This is a genomic window from Chitinophaga sp. W3I9, from assembly GCF_050434025.1.
Lineage (GTDB): Bacteria > Bacteroidota > Bacteroidia > Chitinophagales > Chitinophagaceae > Chitinophaga.
In genome coordinates this window covers 65435-82348 of sequence record NZ_JBNPWC010000001.1, presented here as the reverse complement: position 1 = coordinate 82348, position 16914 = coordinate 65435, and the positions used below count along the sequence as shown (strand labels likewise).

The 16914-nt window shown below is 45.0% G+C and carries 16 protein-coding genes and 1 tRNA gene; 6 read left to right on the top strand and 11 right to left on the bottom strand.

The annotated features are described in order from the left end of the window. Window positions 1-53 precede the first annotated feature (53 nt). Entirely contained in the window at window positions 54-1337 is a 1284-nt protein-coding gene (locus QFZ51_RS00370; protein ID WP_429042078.1) for a hybrid sensor histidine kinase/response regulator, read from the top strand. A 54-nt stretch (window positions 1338-1391) separates the two neighbouring features. On the opposite strand, the gene QFZ51_RS00365 is transcribed toward QFZ51_RS00370, so the two are convergent. The 7 genes from QFZ51_RS00365 to QFZ51_RS00335 form a co-directional block, all read right to left on the bottom strand. Next, window positions 1392-1464, bottom strand: a tRNA-Ala gene (locus QFZ51_RS00365). 56 nt (window positions 1465-1520) lie between these two features. Beyond that, window positions 1521-1940 (bottom strand): response regulator, encoded by a 420-nt coding sequence (locus QFZ51_RS00360; protein WP_370913350.1) that lies wholly within the window; start codon window positions 1938-1940, stop codon window positions 1521-1523. Beyond that, complete coding sequence (locus QFZ51_RS00355; RefSeq protein WP_429042076.1) at window positions 1924-3021, bottom strand: sensor histidine kinase; 1098 nt, start codon at window positions 3019-3021, stop codon at window positions 1924-1926. Before QFZ51_RS00355 ends, QFZ51_RS00360 begins: the two co-directional genes overlap by 17 nt. 18 nt (window positions 3022-3039) lie before the next feature. Further along, the gene (locus QFZ51_RS00350) at window positions 3040-5190 is read right to left on the bottom strand and encodes a sensor histidine kinase (protein ID WP_429051556.1); all 2151 of its coding nucleotides are present in this window, start codon (window positions 5188-5190) and stop codon (window positions 3040-3042) included. Window positions 5191-5261: 71 nt separating this feature from the next. Next, window positions 5262-5912, bottom strand: a complete 651-nt coding sequence (locus QFZ51_RS00345; protein ID WP_370913347.1) for a hypothetical protein — start codon at window positions 5910-5912, stop codon at window positions 5262-5264. Window positions 5913-5998: 86 nt separating this feature from the next. Next, window positions 5999-6835, bottom strand: coding sequence for a ThiF family adenylyltransferase (locus QFZ51_RS00340; protein ID WP_429042074.1), 837 nt, complete (start codon window positions 6833-6835; stop codon window positions 5999-6001). Further along, window positions 6810-7097, bottom strand: coding sequence for a hypothetical protein (locus QFZ51_RS00335; RefSeq protein ID WP_429042072.1), 288 nt, complete (start codon window positions 7095-7097; stop codon window positions 6810-6812). The genes QFZ51_RS00340 and QFZ51_RS00335 overlap by 26 nt, the downstream gene beginning before the upstream one ends. 447 nt (window positions 7098-7544) lie before the next feature. On the opposite strand from QFZ51_RS00335, the gene QFZ51_RS00330 reads away from it, so the two are divergent. Next, window positions 7545-8273, top strand: a complete 729-nt coding sequence (locus QFZ51_RS00330) for a superoxide dismutase (RefSeq protein ID WP_370913345.1) — start codon at window positions 7545-7547, stop codon at window positions 8271-8273. Window positions 8274-8505: 232 nt separating this feature from the next. Here QFZ51_RS00330 and QFZ51_RS00325 read toward each other — a convergent pair whose 3' ends face one another. From QFZ51_RS00325 to QFZ51_RS00315, 3 genes are all read right to left on the bottom strand, one after another. Further along, complete coding sequence (locus QFZ51_RS00325) at window positions 8506-10128, bottom strand: ArnT family glycosyltransferase (protein WP_429042069.1); 1623 nt, start codon at window positions 10126-10128, stop codon at window positions 8506-8508. 63 nt (window positions 10129-10191) lie between these two features. Further along, window positions 10192-10866, bottom strand: coding sequence for a phosphatase PAP2 family protein (locus tag QFZ51_RS00320; RefSeq protein ID WP_429042066.1), 675 nt, complete (start codon window positions 10864-10866; stop codon window positions 10192-10194). 28 nt (window positions 10867-10894) lie between these two features. Further along, on the bottom strand, window positions 10895-12340 hold the full coding sequence (locus tag QFZ51_RS00315) for an LptF/LptG family permease (protein WP_370913342.1): 1446 nt from the start codon (window positions 12338-12340) through the stop codon (window positions 10895-10897). A 132-nt stretch (window positions 12341-12472) separates the two neighbouring features. On the opposite strand from QFZ51_RS00315, the gene QFZ51_RS00310 reads away from it, so the two are divergent. Further along, window positions 12473-13087, top strand: a complete 615-nt coding sequence (locus tag QFZ51_RS00310; RefSeq protein ID WP_370913341.1) for a hypothetical protein — start codon at window positions 12473-12475, stop codon at window positions 13085-13087. Here QFZ51_RS00310 and QFZ51_RS00305 read toward each other — a convergent pair. Continuing rightward, the gene (locus tag QFZ51_RS00305) at window positions 13084-13464 is read right to left on the bottom strand and encodes an START-like domain-containing protein (protein ID WP_079473597.1); all 381 of its coding nucleotides are present in this window, start codon (window positions 13462-13464) and stop codon (window positions 13084-13086) included. The genes QFZ51_RS00310 and QFZ51_RS00305 overlap by 4 nt on opposite strands. 363 nt (window positions 13465-13827) lie before the next feature. Here QFZ51_RS00305 and QFZ51_RS00300 point away from each other — a divergent pair, with 363 nt between their 5' ends. The 3 genes from QFZ51_RS00300 (at window position 13828) to rpsP (ending at window position 16848) form a co-directional block, all read left to right on the top strand. Beyond that, window positions 13828-14694: a sigma-70 family RNA polymerase sigma factor gene (locus QFZ51_RS00300; protein WP_079473598.1), complete on the top strand. Its 867-nt coding sequence runs from the start codon at window positions 13828-13830 to the stop codon at window positions 14692-14694. 254 nt (window positions 14695-14948) lie between these two features. After that, window positions 14949-16274: a signal recognition particle protein gene (ffh, locus tag QFZ51_RS00295; RefSeq protein WP_370913340.1), complete on the top strand. Its 1326-nt coding sequence runs from the start codon at window positions 14949-14951 to the stop codon at window positions 16272-16274. Between the two features lie 109 nt (window positions 16275-16383). Next, the gene (gene rpsP, locus QFZ51_RS00290; protein ID WP_370913339.1) at window positions 16384-16848 is read left to right on the top strand and encodes a 30S ribosomal protein S16; all 465 of its coding nucleotides are present in this window, start codon (window positions 16384-16386) and stop codon (window positions 16846-16848) included. Window positions 16849-16914 lie beyond the last annotated feature (66 nt).

Below are 16914 nucleotides of genomic sequence, written 5' to 3'. Positions count from 1 at the left end.
TAACATTGGGCCGCTTTCCACCCGTTGCCCACCTGTTATAACGAGTATGTCGTATGATCTTAATTGTAGATGATAAGCCGGAAAATATACTGTCTATCAGGAAAACCCTCGAACTATACCAGTTCGAAGTGGATACCGCGCTATCCGGGGAAGAAGCCCTGAAGAAAATACTCAAACACAGCTACACGCTCATCATCCTGGATGTGCAAATGCCCAGCATGGACGGCTTTGAAGTGGCGGAAGCACTGTCGGGGCACAGTAAAGCGAAAGACATTCCGATTATATTCCTCTCTGCCGTGAATAAAGACAAACGGTTTATTGTAAAAGGATATGATTCCGGCGGTATCGACTATATCACCAAGCCGGTAGACCCGGATATCCTCCTGATGAAAGTAAAGACATTCTCCCGCCTTTATCAGCAATCGCAGGAACTGAAGCAAATGCATCAGTCGCTCAAAGAAGAAGTAGAGGTAAGAAAACTCGCACAGGAAGCATTGATAGCACACCAGCAACAGGTAAATGATATGCTGGAACAGAAAGTAAGGGAAAGGACAGAAGAACTGAGAGAGATTAATAAATCGCTGGAAGCCAGCAACCACGATCTGCAACAGTTTGCATCCGTCGCTTCCCATGACCTGAAAGAACCCCTGCGGAAAATTCAGCTTTTCGGCGCTATTTTAAGAGATAAGTTTCTGCATACAGACCCTAACGCCCTTTCCTATATGGAAAGGATTGTAGGCTCCTCAGAACGAATGGCAAGGCTCATCAACGACCTGTTGAACTATTCCCGTTTATCCGGGGCAAGCATAAACGAAGTTACCGATTTCAATAAAATCATCCAGGAGATCCTGGTCGACCTGGAGCTGATGATCGTTGAACGGGATGCGGTCATTACTGTGGAGAAAATGCCTCAGATTGAAGCTGTGCCGGGGCAAATACGCCAGGTGTTTCAAAACATCATCAGCAACGCGTTGAAGTTTTCACGGAAAGATATACCTCCTCAGATACATATTACCGCAGATGTTGTAACGGATCTAAACCCCGACAGTGCCAGCTTTGAAGGCGGGCATTACTGCCGCATTATTATCCGCGATAATGGAATCGGGTTCAATGAAAAATATCTGTCCAAGATATTTACCATCTTCCAGCGCCTCCACACTTCGGAACTTTATGAGGGCACCGGCATCGGGCTGGCTATTGCCAAAAAAGTGATTGATAAACACGGCGGACTTATCACCGCCAGGAGCAGGGAAGGGGAGGGCGCTACCTTCATCATCGTATTACCCCTGAAACAAACCAGGCCTGTGGCAGCTGGCTTAACTGATGTACTGGCCTGATCGCCGGCTACAGCCATAAAAAAAAGCCCGACACATTGTGTCAGGCTTTACGGGTGGAGGATAACGGGCTCGAACCGTTCACCTCAAACATGCCATGCTTGCGCTCTACCAGATGAGCTAATCCCCCGTTTATTGCTTTCTTCGGGATGCAAAAATATATTTTTTCCTGTAAACACCAACATTTTATAAAAAATCTTTGAAAATTCCTTCCACGGTTTCTTTCAGATCTTTTAACAGCAAGGGTTTCCGGAGTAATTTAATTACCATGGGATTCGCGTTGGTACGGGTAATATCCCCATAATCAAGGGAAGAAGACACCATTACGATATGACATTGGGACTTAATCTTACTGGGATAAGAATCAAATGCCTGGAGAAATTCAAAGCCATCCATTTCCGGCATCTGGATATCCAGCAGGATAACAGTGGGCGGAATTTTAGGCAAGGCAATATTGGAAGACAGGAATTCCAGTGCCTTATTGGCATTTGCAAATGAAATCACCGTTCTGCTGATTTGTTGAAATCCGATCAACTTCTCATGCAGCAACAAATCAATTTCATTGTCATCAATCAATATGACTCGCAGGTCAGGTATCGAATTCATTTCTGTTGGGGATGGTAATTTCAAATTGGGTGCCCTCGCCATATTTGGACTCCACATTAATGGTACCGCCTATTTTACTCAATGCTTCCTTTACAATATACAAGCCAATACCACTGCCCGGTTTATTATTGTTCTTGGACCGGAAGAACATCTTGAAAATATTGTTCAGATGCTCGCTTAAAATGCCGATCCCGTTATCACGTATACAGATAGTTGCTTTGTGTGGCTCTACTTTAACCGCCAGGTTAACCATCGGGTTTGTTTCCTCCGGCTTCTGGTATTTAACAGCATTTGAAATAAGATTGTTCAAAATAACACTGATCCTGAAGGTATCCCCCCTGAAATCTACAGCCTGGTCCACACTGGTTTGAAAGCGGATCTGGGTGTTCTGCGGTTTAAACGCAGTGATACAATCGTTCAGCAGGGTATTGAAGTCAATTCTCTCATATTCTATCTCCAGGCGGGAATTACGGTAATACTCAATGATCTTCTGGATAAAATCATCCAGCTTTAACACACAGGTTTCTACCATGTTTATATAACCATTGGGATCTACCACAGAATTATCCAGCCTGGACAGATTGATAATTCCCAGCACAGACATCAGCGGTGAACGTAAATCATGCGAAGTGGAATAAATAAACCGGTTAAGTTCATCGTTCGTTTTTTCCAGCTCTTCTATCTTTTCCCGGAGTTGCTTTCGTGTGCGGTATATTTCGTAGGCGTTGTTAATGGTTTTGTGCAGCTCATGCTCATCCCAGGGCTTCTTGATATAGGAGTAGATGTGGCCTTTGTTAATGGCGTCAATAATATCTTCCACATCCGTATAACCGGTCAGCAAAATTCGCATGGGGTCGGGCAGGATATCCTTTATTTCATTGAAGAACTCCACACCCGTGGCTACCGGCATTTTCTGATCGGCGATGATAATATGCACCATGATCTCCTTCAGCAGCAGTTTGCCTTCCTGCGCAGAAGTAGCGGTGTAGATTTCATAACTTCTGCGAAAGCTTGCTTTAAACGCGTTCAGGTTATGAATCTCATCATCTATGTATAATATTCTTATGCGGTTTTCTTTCATTGAAGGGCCTTATGGTTATTAGGATAAATGATTTGCGATACTAAGAGGTAAATATATAATAAATTCCGCTCCTTCACCCGGCGCCGAGTTCACAACAATCTTCCCTTTATGCTTCTCAATGATACTGAATACGATAGATAACCCCAGCCCCGTACCTTCCCCCACATCTTTGGTGGTGAAAAACGGATCAAAGATCTTTTCCCGCACCGCTTCCGACATGCCAATACCGGTATCTTTAATGGTAATAACAATGAAGCTGTTCTCCTGCCTGGTGGTAATGGAGATGAATTCATTGTGATGCTCCTTCTTGCTTTTGATAGCATTCAGCGCATTGCTGAAAATGTTCATGAACACCTGGTTTATTTTACCGGCGTAACATTCAATCTTCGGCAAGCCTGCATAATCCTTTATGATGTTCACATAAGGCGGTATGGCATTACGAAGCAGTACCAGCGTGGAGTCCAGTCCCTCGTGGATGTCAATGGATTTTACCTCGCTTTCATCGAGCCGGCTGAAAGTACGCAACCCCTTCACAATTTCGGCGGTGCGTGAAGCGCCGTCTTCTATACCCTTGATAAGCGAGGAAATTTCTTCGTGGATGTAGTCAATATCAATTTCTTTCTTGAACAGGGCAATATCCGCCAGCGATTTGGATATATCTGTGCTCACAGGTAATTCATCATAGCGGTTTAACAGCTCCCTCAGATCAGCGATATCCAGTTTCAACGGTTTGATATTGGATGTAACAAAGTTGATCGGGTTATTGATTTCATGCGCGATACCGGCCGTCAGCTGACCAAGCGATGCCATTTTCTCTTTTTCCACCAGCCGGGTTTGTGCATCTTTCAGGTTAGTTAAGGCCATGTTCAGTTCCAGGTTGGTAGCCTGCAGGTCTTCAGTTCTGTCCTTTACTTTACTTTCCAGTATGATGTTTTGTTCCCTTACCAGTCTTTCATTTTCCTGGGAAATAGCCAGGGCCATCTGCTGCGATGCTTCTTTTTCCGCCTTGAACACATTGATCTTATGGGCCAGTGCAAACGACAGCAGCAGTACTTCCACGCCGGAACCAATCTGCAGCGCATAGTAGGTAAAGTTGTTATACGGCAGGATATTGAAATTGCGCAGTACAAAAACGAAAATACTGATGAGGAATATTGACCATGCCAACAGGAAGAAACGGGCTGCGTTCACTCCCTTCATACTGATACGGTAGGCAACAACAAAGGCCATCACCGCGGCGAGGAAAGCATCCAGCTGCACAAGTATCTGCGCATAATTATACATATCCAGGAAGGTAGGTATAAAGCAAAGCATGTACAGTACAATCACGGCATTCATCAGCTTATGTCCCAGCGGGTAGTTTACCTTGGTAGACAGGAACTGCTGGATAAACACCAGCGCCGTAAGCCCGTTGAACACCGGCACCAGCACCGTGGCGTGCATAGCCAGCCATGGACTGTTGGGATACAGGAAACGGAAGGAATAACCCTGCAGCGTTACCTGGGTAAGCCCTACGCATATAATATAACTCACGTAGATGAGATAGCTGTTGTCACGGGTAGATATGTAAATAAAGAGATTATAAAAAGCCATGGCCAGGATAACGCCCACGTATATACCAAAAATCAGCTCCCGTTTGTTGTTCTTTTCAAAGATGCTTTCCGGGGTGCCCAGGTAAATCGGCAGCTGTAGCTGTTCTCCTGCCTTTACTTTCAGATAGAACTGGCGGGTTTCATTCGGTAGCAGCCGTATAGGGAAATGATAATTCTGGTGGTCATATCCCCGGTTTTTGTAAGCGGTAAACTCCCCCAGCCGGGTTTGCCTGATAGTGCCATCCGGCAACAGTTCGTATAGCGTGATGTCATCTATAATAGGATATTCCACCTCCAGCAGCAGCTTCTCCGCTTTCGACTGGTTATTGATGGAAAACCTTGCCCATTGGGTATATGGCGTGATCTGCAGGTTGGGTACGTCCTGCCCGGAAGCCTTGAATGCCTGCATGGGAGCCGAGGCAATAGTGAGCGTGTCTGCCTTATCAGTGTATAGCTCAAGATAACCACCTATCTGTAACAGCGATTTGCTGTTTTTAAACACAACAGGTTGTGCCGTTACATGAAACAGGACTAACAGGGTAAAGATTGACCATAAACCAACAATCTTGGACAGCATCACGAAAATAGATTAGTATCAGGCTTGAATTTATATGTTTTTTTCAGAAATACCGGCCCCGATTAATTGTTTTAAGGGGTAAAGTGGGCGTGTGTAGGGATCCGGAGGCTGTAGTTTACCTCGTAGGAACCCTTTGGGCCCACTTCTATTTTAGATTGCATTGGATTTTCACGCAGATCTGAAATCAGTAATTTCTCCTTGGGATCGGCATGTGGCAGCTCGTAGCAATCGTTGATCACCATAGCGGTGGCCAGGAAGTCGTCTTTCGGATAAAAGAACGTACCGTTATTCCCCAGTGATTCATCTATAACAAAACCTACACGTTTCCCTACCCGGGTGGTGATGGGTGCGCATAACACGTGATAGGTGTCTATCGGTAACTGTGCGCCCAATACAACACCTACTCTTGCCAGTACCTGGCTGCCGATTCCCATCCCGGCCACTTCTTTGGAATTCCACATTCCACAGATCTCCGCACTGCCTTTTTTTACATATGAATATATTTTCGGATCGTATTTGCCTATCGCCGTTTCAATGGGCAGTGGTAACACGCCGTCAGCAATCTGCACACGTGCCCCACCATATGTTTTGGTACGAGTATCGTCCTCCACTATGATCACTATTGTATTTTCATGTTGCATCCAGTCAGCGCTGCCGGATGTTACCTGGGCAATACCAAAATAAATTTCCAGCAACTTGAGGTGACCGGTATAAAATCTCATGCAAGCCTCAGGATCATCTGGAGCCCTAAATACCCTTACATTAATCATGACATTGCGGAATAGCGCTTATACAAGGCATAAGTATGTTAAACAATCAACTGCTCAAAATCTATGTAATACCTGCCTGAACTCTTTAACTGATCCAGGGCGATACGACGGCAGGTGTCGGCAACCAGGGCTCCTCCCAGTACAACTGAAGAGGCCAGCTGGGGCCATGTGGTAATAGTTTTACCAATCTCACCCAGGGAGAATTTCATCCTGTCAGATGCTTTGTCCAGCGCCAGCATGGGACTGAAGATGGGCAGCTTCTCGGCATCCGTTAAACCCTTTAAGGTATCAATATTCACCTCCGGTATCAAACCGTGCATAAGCGGCCGGTCTGGTTCAAGATCAAACCGCTCAATATCTATCATGCCCCTGTCGTTCATTTCCATAACAACCGGTATTTTCAGCGCTTTTGCCTTTATTCTGCTTAATATCTTAATATCAACGCCATCACATTCCTCCACAAAAATATCCAGCACGCCACCGCCGGTAAAGAAGTCATCCATATTGGCTTCTGTCATGCCATCCTGGTAAATGCTCACTTTAATAAACGGATCCAGCTCCGCAATTTCACGGGCGGCTATCACCACTTTCGGCAACTGTATATTGTGCACACCACAACGGATCCTGTTCATGTTGGTCAGCTCCAGCCGGTCGAAGTCCGCCAGCCGCAGTTCGCCACAGATACGCTCCATGACCAGCGTTAATGCGATCGATTGCCCAACGGATAAGCCGACAATGCCGATCTTCTTTTTTGACAATACCGCAATTTCTTCCGCAGTAATTTTATGCTGGTTCCTGCTGGTACGTAACTCAATAAACTCCGCTTCATTTACCAGGTGCACCAGCTGGTCATTCCAGGGATAGTATACCCACACGCCATATTTTTTCGGGGGAAATACCACCAAGATGTGCCTGTACTTTTTCCTCGTATTCCTCTGCAGTCAAGCGTTTGGTAGGATTCCTGATTTTCATCAGCTCCTTTAACTGAGAGTCGATATGATCGTTGATGCGTAGGTGCGGATGGGTTTCCAGAAGGGTCTCGAAGGACTGAAGGTCTTGTGCGCGCTTCAAATCATAAAAAACAGGCTTGTAGTCATTGCTCTTATCCTGTTGTTTCCTGAGGTACTCTTGTATCATGTTTCCTGCTTTATCGAGGTTGGACCAGGATTGCTTGCACTGAATGACGCTAAATTATCGTGTGTAAAGCAATTCCTGTTGCTCTTTAGTATTCGCTTAAAATATTAATTATATCTGATCGGTTATTACGTTGGCGCATTGGCGGGTTAATGAACAGGTTCCTTTGTTTGCCTGCCAGGCCCGGGATAAATATATCTGGCAATCACACAATTAATTGCAACTTTTCATTACAAAAATGATATGAATGTAAGGTAAAATAGTAATTTAATATGAAAACAAAGTAAAAGTTTCCCTTTATTTTGATATTAAATCATCGTTTTTATACTTTTACCTTAGTTTTAATATTAGTTTTCATCTCTCTCCACCAACGAGATTTGGTTTAATATTTGCGGCATTCCCGGCCTGACTCGATCTTTATTACTCAATAATATATTTAAATAATAAAACATGGATAAGAGAGAATTTCTCAAGCTTACCAGTCTTGCAGGCGCCGCCATCCTGAGCGGGCCATTGAGCAGCCTGGCTACTTCTTCTGTATCCGGCCAGCCGGCCTTTGCCGATCCTAAAGCCCCCTTTGTTCTACCTGCGTTGCCTTACGCATATGACGCCCTTGAGCCTCATATCGACAAGCTCACTATGGAAATTCACCACGATAAGCACCACGCTGCCTATGTGAAGAACCTGAATGATAACCTCGCCGGTACAGCGTTTGCAACACTGTCGCTCGAAGAAATCATGAACAAAGTGACGGACAAAGATAAAGCCATTCGCAATAACGGTGGCGGACATTATAATCACTCCCTCTTCTGGACATTATTGTCTCCCACAAAAAAGACGCCTTCTGATAAGCTGAAATCAGCCATCACCAGCGCTTTCGGCAGCTGGGAAGCATTCCAGACAAAATTCAATGATGCCGCAAAAACTGTTTTCGGCTCCGGCTGGGCATGGCTCATCGTAACCCCGGATAAGAAACTGGCTGTCATCAATACACCTAACCAGGACAATCCACTGATGCATAATATTGTGAAAGATAAGGGCACCCCCATCCTGGCGCTCGACGTATGGGAACACGCCTACTACCTGAAACATCAGAACAAACGCCCGGAATACATTGACGCTTTCTGGAATGCCGTTAACTGGGATGAGGTGGAGAAACGTTATAAAGCAGCGGTGTAATCGCCTCCGGCGCGGATTTTATCTTAGCTCAGGATTACGCTGATTATACTGATTAGCTGGATTTTTACTTTTTTTGATTTTTTTTGATTTTTTTGATTTTCTTAAAATAATAATTAAGGGAGATAAAAGCGAGTATATCCGCTTCTATCTCCCTTAATCCTTTATAAAATCAAAAGTAAAAAATCAAAGTAATCAGTATAATCAGCGTAATCCTGAGCCAAGACAAAATCCGCTATTTCCGCTTCAGGAACACGAAGCCGTTCTTCTCACCAATCACCTCCAGGTTAGGGTGGCGCCGGTAAGGCTCACTATCCGTAATACGGCAAATGAAGTAGGCGGGCTTGTCGATCCGGCCATTCAGGAGCCAGTCTTCGTTGTAATAGTTTTTATTGGAATGTGGCAGCTCTCTTGAATAGTAATGCTGCGCATAACTGTGGTATCCCAACGCTTTCACATATACGTCTTTCCCTTGCAGGGAAATGAAATAGTCTATGGCAGCGCGTTGTGAATAGGCTTCTATCTTGGGCACAAAATGTACTACTGTTACCTGTATCACCAATATGGAACTGATAAACAAACACATCAATCCTTTGCTGATCTTCCGGCGTATCAGTAATACACTGCTTATAATAACAAGTATAATATAACCCGCGCCATATCCGGCTTCTGCTACCGACCAGGGCACGGCTGCCTGCAGGTTGGCTACCGCGAATTTATCACCGATGTACGGGATCAGCATGTCTTTGTAAACACCTACCAGTGGCAATACTGCAATTGCCAATCCGAGCACAATACCGATGAAAAGTATCAGGGCAATATTCCAGCCACGCAGCCGCTGCTTTCCTTCGGAGAGCAGGTATACCTGCCAGGCCGCAAGAAAAGACAGTGGGAAATAACACAGCGAAGAATAATGTACAATCTTTGTTTTTACAATAGAGAAAAGGATCAGTACTACCCAGAATAACACCCACATCCATACTTTGAAATCCTTCAGTTCAATGGCGGCAGGAGTGGAGTAGATCGTTTTTTTCCTGCTTTGTAAATAGGTGAAAAGAAACGTGCTCGCCGGAAAACAGCCTATCAGCAATACAATCCAGTGATAATAGAAAGGGCCGCCATGACCGGCATCTTCCGTAGTAAGCAGGCGGATCTGGTAAGCCACAAATTCATTGACAAACCACCAGCCATGCGCTGCAATCTCATATCCAAACCACAACAGCGTGGTAATACAGGCAAACAAGGCAATTAAACCAAGGTGGGAAAACCGGATGCTGATCTTTCCTTTATTCCAGATCCAGTATATCAACAGGCACAATAAAGCTACCAGTATGGCTACCGGTCCTTTGGTCAATACAGCCAGTCCGAGGAATAAGCCACTGAGAATGGCCATACGGAAAGGTTTATGGTTATACCCGATGCGATAGGCAAAGTAAATAGAAAGGAAGATGAAGAAATTGAATGTAGGATCTATGATACCTGACTTAAAATAAAAATGCGGTAACCAGGAGCCCGCATATACCAGCGCCCACCAGAAACCGAATCTTTCATCCACTGTTTTTTTACCGATGGCAAATAAACTGATCAGTGTGGCAATGCCGATGATAGCATTAGGAAAACGGGCAGCAAAATCATTTACCCCAAAAAGGTGCATACTTCCCGCCTGCATCCATATAAATAAGGGTGGTTTTTCCCAGAAAGGACGAAAATCGATCTGCACCTGGCTGTAGTTGTGGCTTACAATCATTTCGCGTGCTGCTTCCGCAAAGTTGATTTCATCCCAGTCGAATAAATGTACGGCCCCAAGAAAAGGTATAAATAGTAAAGCGGCCACCAGGGCAATCAATAGGTATTTCATTGAAAGTATTTAAAAAATTGGATTACGAACGGTCAGCTTGTGACCGTTCGTAATGATGCCTTGCTATGTAGTGGCATTGGCCTGTAAAAGCGCCTCTGCACATACTTCCGGCGACGACCTGGTGTCCCGGAAACTGAAAAGTCCATACACGATGACAGTACTTAAAGTTCCCACAATGCTGCCAGCATATACATCTATAAAGAAATGCTGCGCCAGGTAAATGCGGGAATAACCGGCGCCAAGCGCCATTATTAATAACAGCAATCCCAGCTTTTTATTGCGCACAATTACGGCCAGAAAACTGAACATGCCAAAAGCCGCTGCGGAGTGACCAGAAGGAAAACTGCAACTGCTGTGCACATTAACCCATCTGACCGTATGCACCAGCGTAGCCGTTTCATCTCCGAAATAGGAGATGGGGCGTGGTGCATTATAATAATGTTTGGCCATCTGTACTACGATGGTGACCAGCAGCAGCACTGCCAGCCCGATAAAGAATAGCCGGAACCGCTGGGTTACCAGCATCAGGAACAGCACTATTCCAAACATAATTCCGTCACCGAGGTAGGTAAGCCCGGTAACAATAACATCGCCCCAGCCGGAATGTTCTCTGTTAATACTGAGAAACAGGTCCCGTTGGCTGTAAGTGGCTAACATCACTCCGCCCACTATTAGCCATAGCAGGAAGGGCAGAAAGAACCAGGAGTTCTTTCTGAACAGTGTAAACAGCGTTTTCAAGTCTGTAGGTTTTAAATTGTAGGTTGCTTTAAATCTCTTTAAGAACTTCTTTCTTTCTAAATCTTTGTAAGAACTTTTTTATTTGTTGAATAACGCGAAAATAGTACTCTTTATTAAAAAGCTGTGAGTCATTCATAGCCTTAACAATAAGGAAACCTGCAATGGGGAGTAACACCATATTTGATAGCCACATGCCCGACCAGGTGAACATCACGCCATTTCTCGCCATCTTTTCACCTATCATGAAAAATACGTTAAAAATCACAAAGAAGATCACGGCAAACACCAGTGGTGTGCCCAATCCTCCTTTTCTGATAATGGACCCCAGCGGAGCGCCTATCAGGAACATCACGATACAGGCAGCAGCAAGCGTGAATTTACGCTGCCATTCTACTTTGTGCATCAGGATTACACCATGCTTGTCTTCAAACTCCTGGGTAGGCTGTTCGAGGGCGCTCTGCGTTTCACGGACATTCTGCTCTGCTCTTTCCAACACGGTACGGAGGCTCTTCTCCGGTATAATATCTTCAAATTCTTTTGCTTTCAACGGTGGGGCGCTGGCAGCCCAGGCGGAATCCTTCCATTTGAAGAAAGGGTAACGTACAGTAACATACGAATTTACGGTCTTACTGTACTGGTTCTCTATTTTCTGCAGGGAATCTATCGCTACATCCAGTTGCCTTACGTTCAGCATTTGCTGGTTGGAGGCAAAAAGGTCCATGTTGAGGCGGTTAAAAGCAAATGAACTCAGGTCAAATGCTTTGCTGTATTTTTTAAAGCCCAGCCTGATCATGTCGCCGGGAACGGTGTATCCGCGGTTGTTCCGCTCTTCATAACGCCAGCCATTGTCCAGGATGAAATACAGGAAACGCTTGTTGGCCGTAAGTACCATCTGTCCTTTTTCCGCGAGGATGATGCGGTCGCCGCCACCACTCTGGTGGTCGAAGATCATCACCTGGTGGATGGTTTGGTTGTCTTTATCCTTTTGGGCTACCTTAATGGTATAGCCGGGAATATCTTTATAAAATACGCCCGCCTTGATATTAAAGGCTGGCTTGGAGTTGGTAATGTCGTAGAGCAGTGATTTGGCCTGGAGGTTGGCAACGGGGATCACATAGTTGGCAAACAAAAAGGCCAGGAAAGCGATTACGGAGCATACCAGCAGCAGCGGGCGGATAAAGCGCAACAGGGAAATGCCGGAAGATTTTAACGCCACCAGCTCGAAGCTTTCTCCCAGGTTACCAAAGGTCATAATGGAAGACAGCAACACTGCAAGGGGAAGGGCCAGGGTTACCAGCGTGGCGCTGGTATAGGCAATGAGTTGTATGATCACACCCGTATCCAGGCCTTTACCTACCAGGTCGTCCACATATTTCCAGAGGAACTGCATTACCAGTACGAATAAGGTAACAAAGAAGGTAGCTACAAAGGGACCCAAAAAGGTTTTTATAATTAGTTTGTCGAGTTTTTTCACTGATAATGCGGTATTAAAAAGATGGAATCCCGATCTTCGTATTCTACTGGTCAGGATACTCCTAAACGGTAAAGTTAGCACGAATTCACAAAGGAGTGTTAGGGAGAACCTGAAAATACCGTTAAAATTTATATGGAAAGTTTTGAATTAACACCGGAAGAAGCAGCCGTTATAGAAAGCACGCACTTTATTCTTCTGAAAAACAGTGCAATAGGGAAGGTAATGGTATTGATGGGGAAGCTGCAGGAAGCGCTGGCAGCGTACGACCGTAACAGTAGTTTCCCGTTTAAGCCTGAGTGGCTGCTGCAAGGCGGTAAAATTTCAAAGGGGGAGCAGTACAAGGGGCTGCCCTGGGTAATGCTGGACTACCCGCGTTATTTCAGTAAAACGGAAGTTTTTGCGTTTCGCACCATGTTCTGGTGGGGGCATTATTTTAGCGCTACCCTGCACCTGGCAGGTAACGTGAAGCGCTATTACAGTCCTGTTCTTGAAAGCAGTTACACAAAACTGGCGGAAGCCGGATTTCAGGTATATGTTCAGGAAGATCCCTGGGAGCATGATTTCGAAAACGGAAATTACTGTTTCATAAACACCTTAAGTTTAGATGAGTGGAAGACGCTGATTAGCCGGAACGATTTCATCAAAGTGGCTAAACCTTTCGTGATCGGTCATTGGGGCAAAATAATTACTGATGTAGTGGAGGCCTATGCTGCGCTACTCAATATACTTGAAAATAAAGGGGCTTAACTGCCGATGCGGTGGAAGAGATCTTTCACCTGGTATTCCCATAGTTGACTTTGGTCCTTCACTTCTTTCTTCTCTGCGAAATCTTTTACTACCAGGATAGTTTCATTCGTTACTTCAGAAATTTGTATGCGGAACTCAAAATATTCCTCTTTGGGAGCATGCGTCCAGTGCAGCCGGATGTACTCATCCTCTTCCTGTTCCAGTACTTCCGCTTCTTCAGCAGTACCGTTCCATGAAAAGGAAAAAACATTATCCCTGAAATCAACCCTATCGGCGAACCATTCCTGCAAACCGGCAGGGGTCGATAAGAATTCATACAGGATACCGGGTGAGCACCTTACCGGAAATTCTAACTCATAAAGCACTTTCTTAGACATCTCTCAAATAATTAGTAAATCAATATCATCCAGTTGCAATTATAGAAAATATTTTACTCTGTCAAAATAATTTACGGTTTTTTTTTATAGAATACATAAAAACTTTACACGTCTTAATAAAACTATATATATTACATTTATAATAAATATAAAACAGCCACATATGATAGCGCTGTCTGCTTCGCCTCTATAGTGGCGAATTTCCGCGACATTTGCAAGCCCTTAATGATCAATCGATTTTATTTGGAAATGATTTAAAAACAATAGATTTTTTTTGGTGGCTATCTAAAAAAAGTTATTTTTGTCAGGCATTCATCAAATCTTAACTTTTTATTAACCTGTAACTGTTCCGACTCTATGTCAATGCGCCAACTTAAAATCACTAAATCCATTACCAACAGGGAATCACAATCCCTGGAGAAGTATCTGCAGGAGATTGGGAAAGTGGATTTAATTACGCCGGAAGAAGAGGTAAACCTGGCTATCCGGATCAAGCAGGGCGATCAGAGAGCGTTGGAGAAGCTTACAAAAGCAAACCTCCGCTTTGTGGTATCCGTTGCGAAACAGTACCAGAACCAGGGCCTGTCGCTCAGTGACCTGATCAACGAGGGGAACCTCGGGTTAATTAAAGCTGCTCAACGTTTTGATGAAACGCGCGGTTTTAAATTCATTTCCTACGCCGTTTGGTGGATCCGTCAGTCTATCCTGCAGGCTTTGGCAGAACAATCCAGGATTGTTCGCCTCCCGCTTAACAAAGTGGGCCTGAGCAACAAGATCAGCAAAGCGTACTCCCAGCTGGAACAGGAATATGAAAGAGAACCATCTCCCGATGAACTGGCTACCATCCTCGAAATCAATACGGAAGAAGTGGAAGCAACCCTCGGTGTTGCTGCCCGCCACGTATCTATGGACGCGCCTTTTATCGACGGGGAAGATAACTCCCTGCTGGATGTACTCGAAAACCCGAATGCGGTTAGCGCAGACGAGGAATTGGATCATCACGATTCCCTCCGCCGCGAAATCGAGCGCTCACTCTCTACTTTAACAGACCGTCAGAAAGATGTGATCATGCTGTACTTCGGCATCGCCGTTGAACATCCCATGTCACTCGAAGATATTGGCGAAAAATTTGGCCTGACCCGCGAGCGCGTACGCCAGATCAAAGACAAAGCCATCACCAAATTAAGAACTACCTCCAGGAGCAAGTTGCTGCGCAACTACCTCGGATAACGCGGATGTTGTCTTACTCAGGATTACGCTGATTAGGCTGATTACCTTGAGTTTTTAGTTGATTTTGTAAAGATTTTTAAAGATTAGCGAAGCTTGTTGCGGTAGATAATAACCACAACATTCTTCGCTAATCTTTTTTAATCCCAAATGATCAAATCCGGGTAATCAGTATAATCAGCGTAATCCTGAGTAAGACAAAATCCGCGAGAATCCGCAAAAAAATATACTTTTGCAGTCCGTTTAAAATACCAACAATGTTTGAATCATTATCAGAGAGACTAGACTCCGCGTTTAAACAGCTTAAAGGGGAAGGCCGGATTTCAGAAATAAATATCGCCTCTACCGTTAAAGAGATCCGTCGTGCATTGGTGGATGCGGATGTGAACTATAAAATTGCCAAGGAATTTACAGATAAAGTAAAGGATAAAGCGCTGGGAGAAAAGGTGTTAACAGCTATTTCGCCCGGACAGCTCATGGTGAAGATCGTAAAGGACGAACTGGCCGAACTTATGGGCGGCACCGAAGCAGAATTCGACCTCAAATCCAATCCTACCGTTGTACTGATCGCAGGTTTGCAGGGTTCGGGTAAAACCACCTTCTCCGGTAAACTGGGCAACTTCCTGAAAACAAAGAGAAATAAGAAACCCTTGCTGGTAGCAGCCGATATCTACCGCCCTGCGGCGATAGACCAGCTGAAAGTACTGGGCGAGCAGATAGGGGTGGAAGTTTACAGCGAACCGGAAAATAAAAATGCCGTTCAGATCGCTGAAAACGCCATCAAACACGCGAAAGCCAATAACTTCAACGTTATCATCATCGATACTGCCGGCCGTTTGGCGGTGGACGAAGTGATGATGAACGAAGTAGCCGCCGTAAAAGCTGCGGTGAAACCACAGGAAATCCTGTTCGTGGTGGATTCCATGACCGGCCAGGATGCGGTAAATACCGCCAAAGCGTTCAACGAACGCCTCGACTTTACCGGCGTAGTGCTCACCAAACTGGATGGCGATACCCGCGGTGGTGCGGCACTGACCATCAAATACACGGTGGAAAAGCCTATTAAGTTCGTAAGTATGGGTGAAAAACTCGATACCCTCGATGTTTTCTACCCCGAACGTATGGCCCAGCGTATCCTCGGAATGGGGGATATCACCACCCTGGTAGAACGCGCCCAGGAACAGTTCAACGAAGAACAGGCCAAAAAGCTGGAAAAGAAAATCCGCCAGAACCAGTTCGATTTCGACGATTTCAAGGAACAACTCCAGCAGATCAAAAAAATGGGTAACCTGAAAGATCTGATGGGCATGATCCCCGGCGTCGGGAAGGCAGTGAAGGACCTGGACATCAGCGATGACGCTTTTAAGGGCATTGAGGCCATGATCAACTCTATGACGAAGGCGGAGCGTGCCGACCCGGATATGATCGACGGAAGCCGCCGAAAACGCATCGCAAAAGGCGCCGGAAAAAACATCCAGGACGTCAACCAGTTCATGAAACAGTTTGAACAGATGCGCCAGATGATGAAAATGATGAATAAATTTGGCGGTGGTGGTAAGGGTTTGAAAGGAATGGTGAGATAAACGGATCAGATTGATATAAATATTTTTTGCAAATACCAACTTACTGATTACATTTGCATCCCTAATTAAACAATATTTCCTAACTCGCAAAAAATAACTCGACTTATTTATGCCAGTAAAAATCAGACTGCAGAGACATGGCGCGAAAAAAAGGCCTTTCTATTTTATCGTAGTAGCCGACGCCCGCGCACCAAGAGATGGTAAATTCATCCAGAAAATTGGTACTTACAATCCTTTAACAGTTCCGGCTTCCATCAACATCGATACCGAAAAGGCATTGCGTTGGTTGCAGAAAGGTGCACAACCTACCGACACTGTTAGAAGAATCTTGTCATTCAAAGGTGTATTGTATTTGAAACACCTGTTAAGAGGTGTTACTTTGAACCTGTTCGACGAGCCTACTGCTTACCAGAAGTTCGCACAATGGCAAGCTGAACACGAACAGAAAGTTTCTGCCCGCCGCGACGGTCACAAGAAAGCAAGGATTGCTGCTCCAATCGTAAGAAAGGTAGAAGACACTCCGGCTGCTCCAGCGACTGAAGCACCAGCAGCAGAAGAAGGTAACGAAGCATAAAACGGCAACGTTTTAACAATACCTGAAAAAGGAAATATTTGCAACCGCAAATGTTTCCTTTTTTAA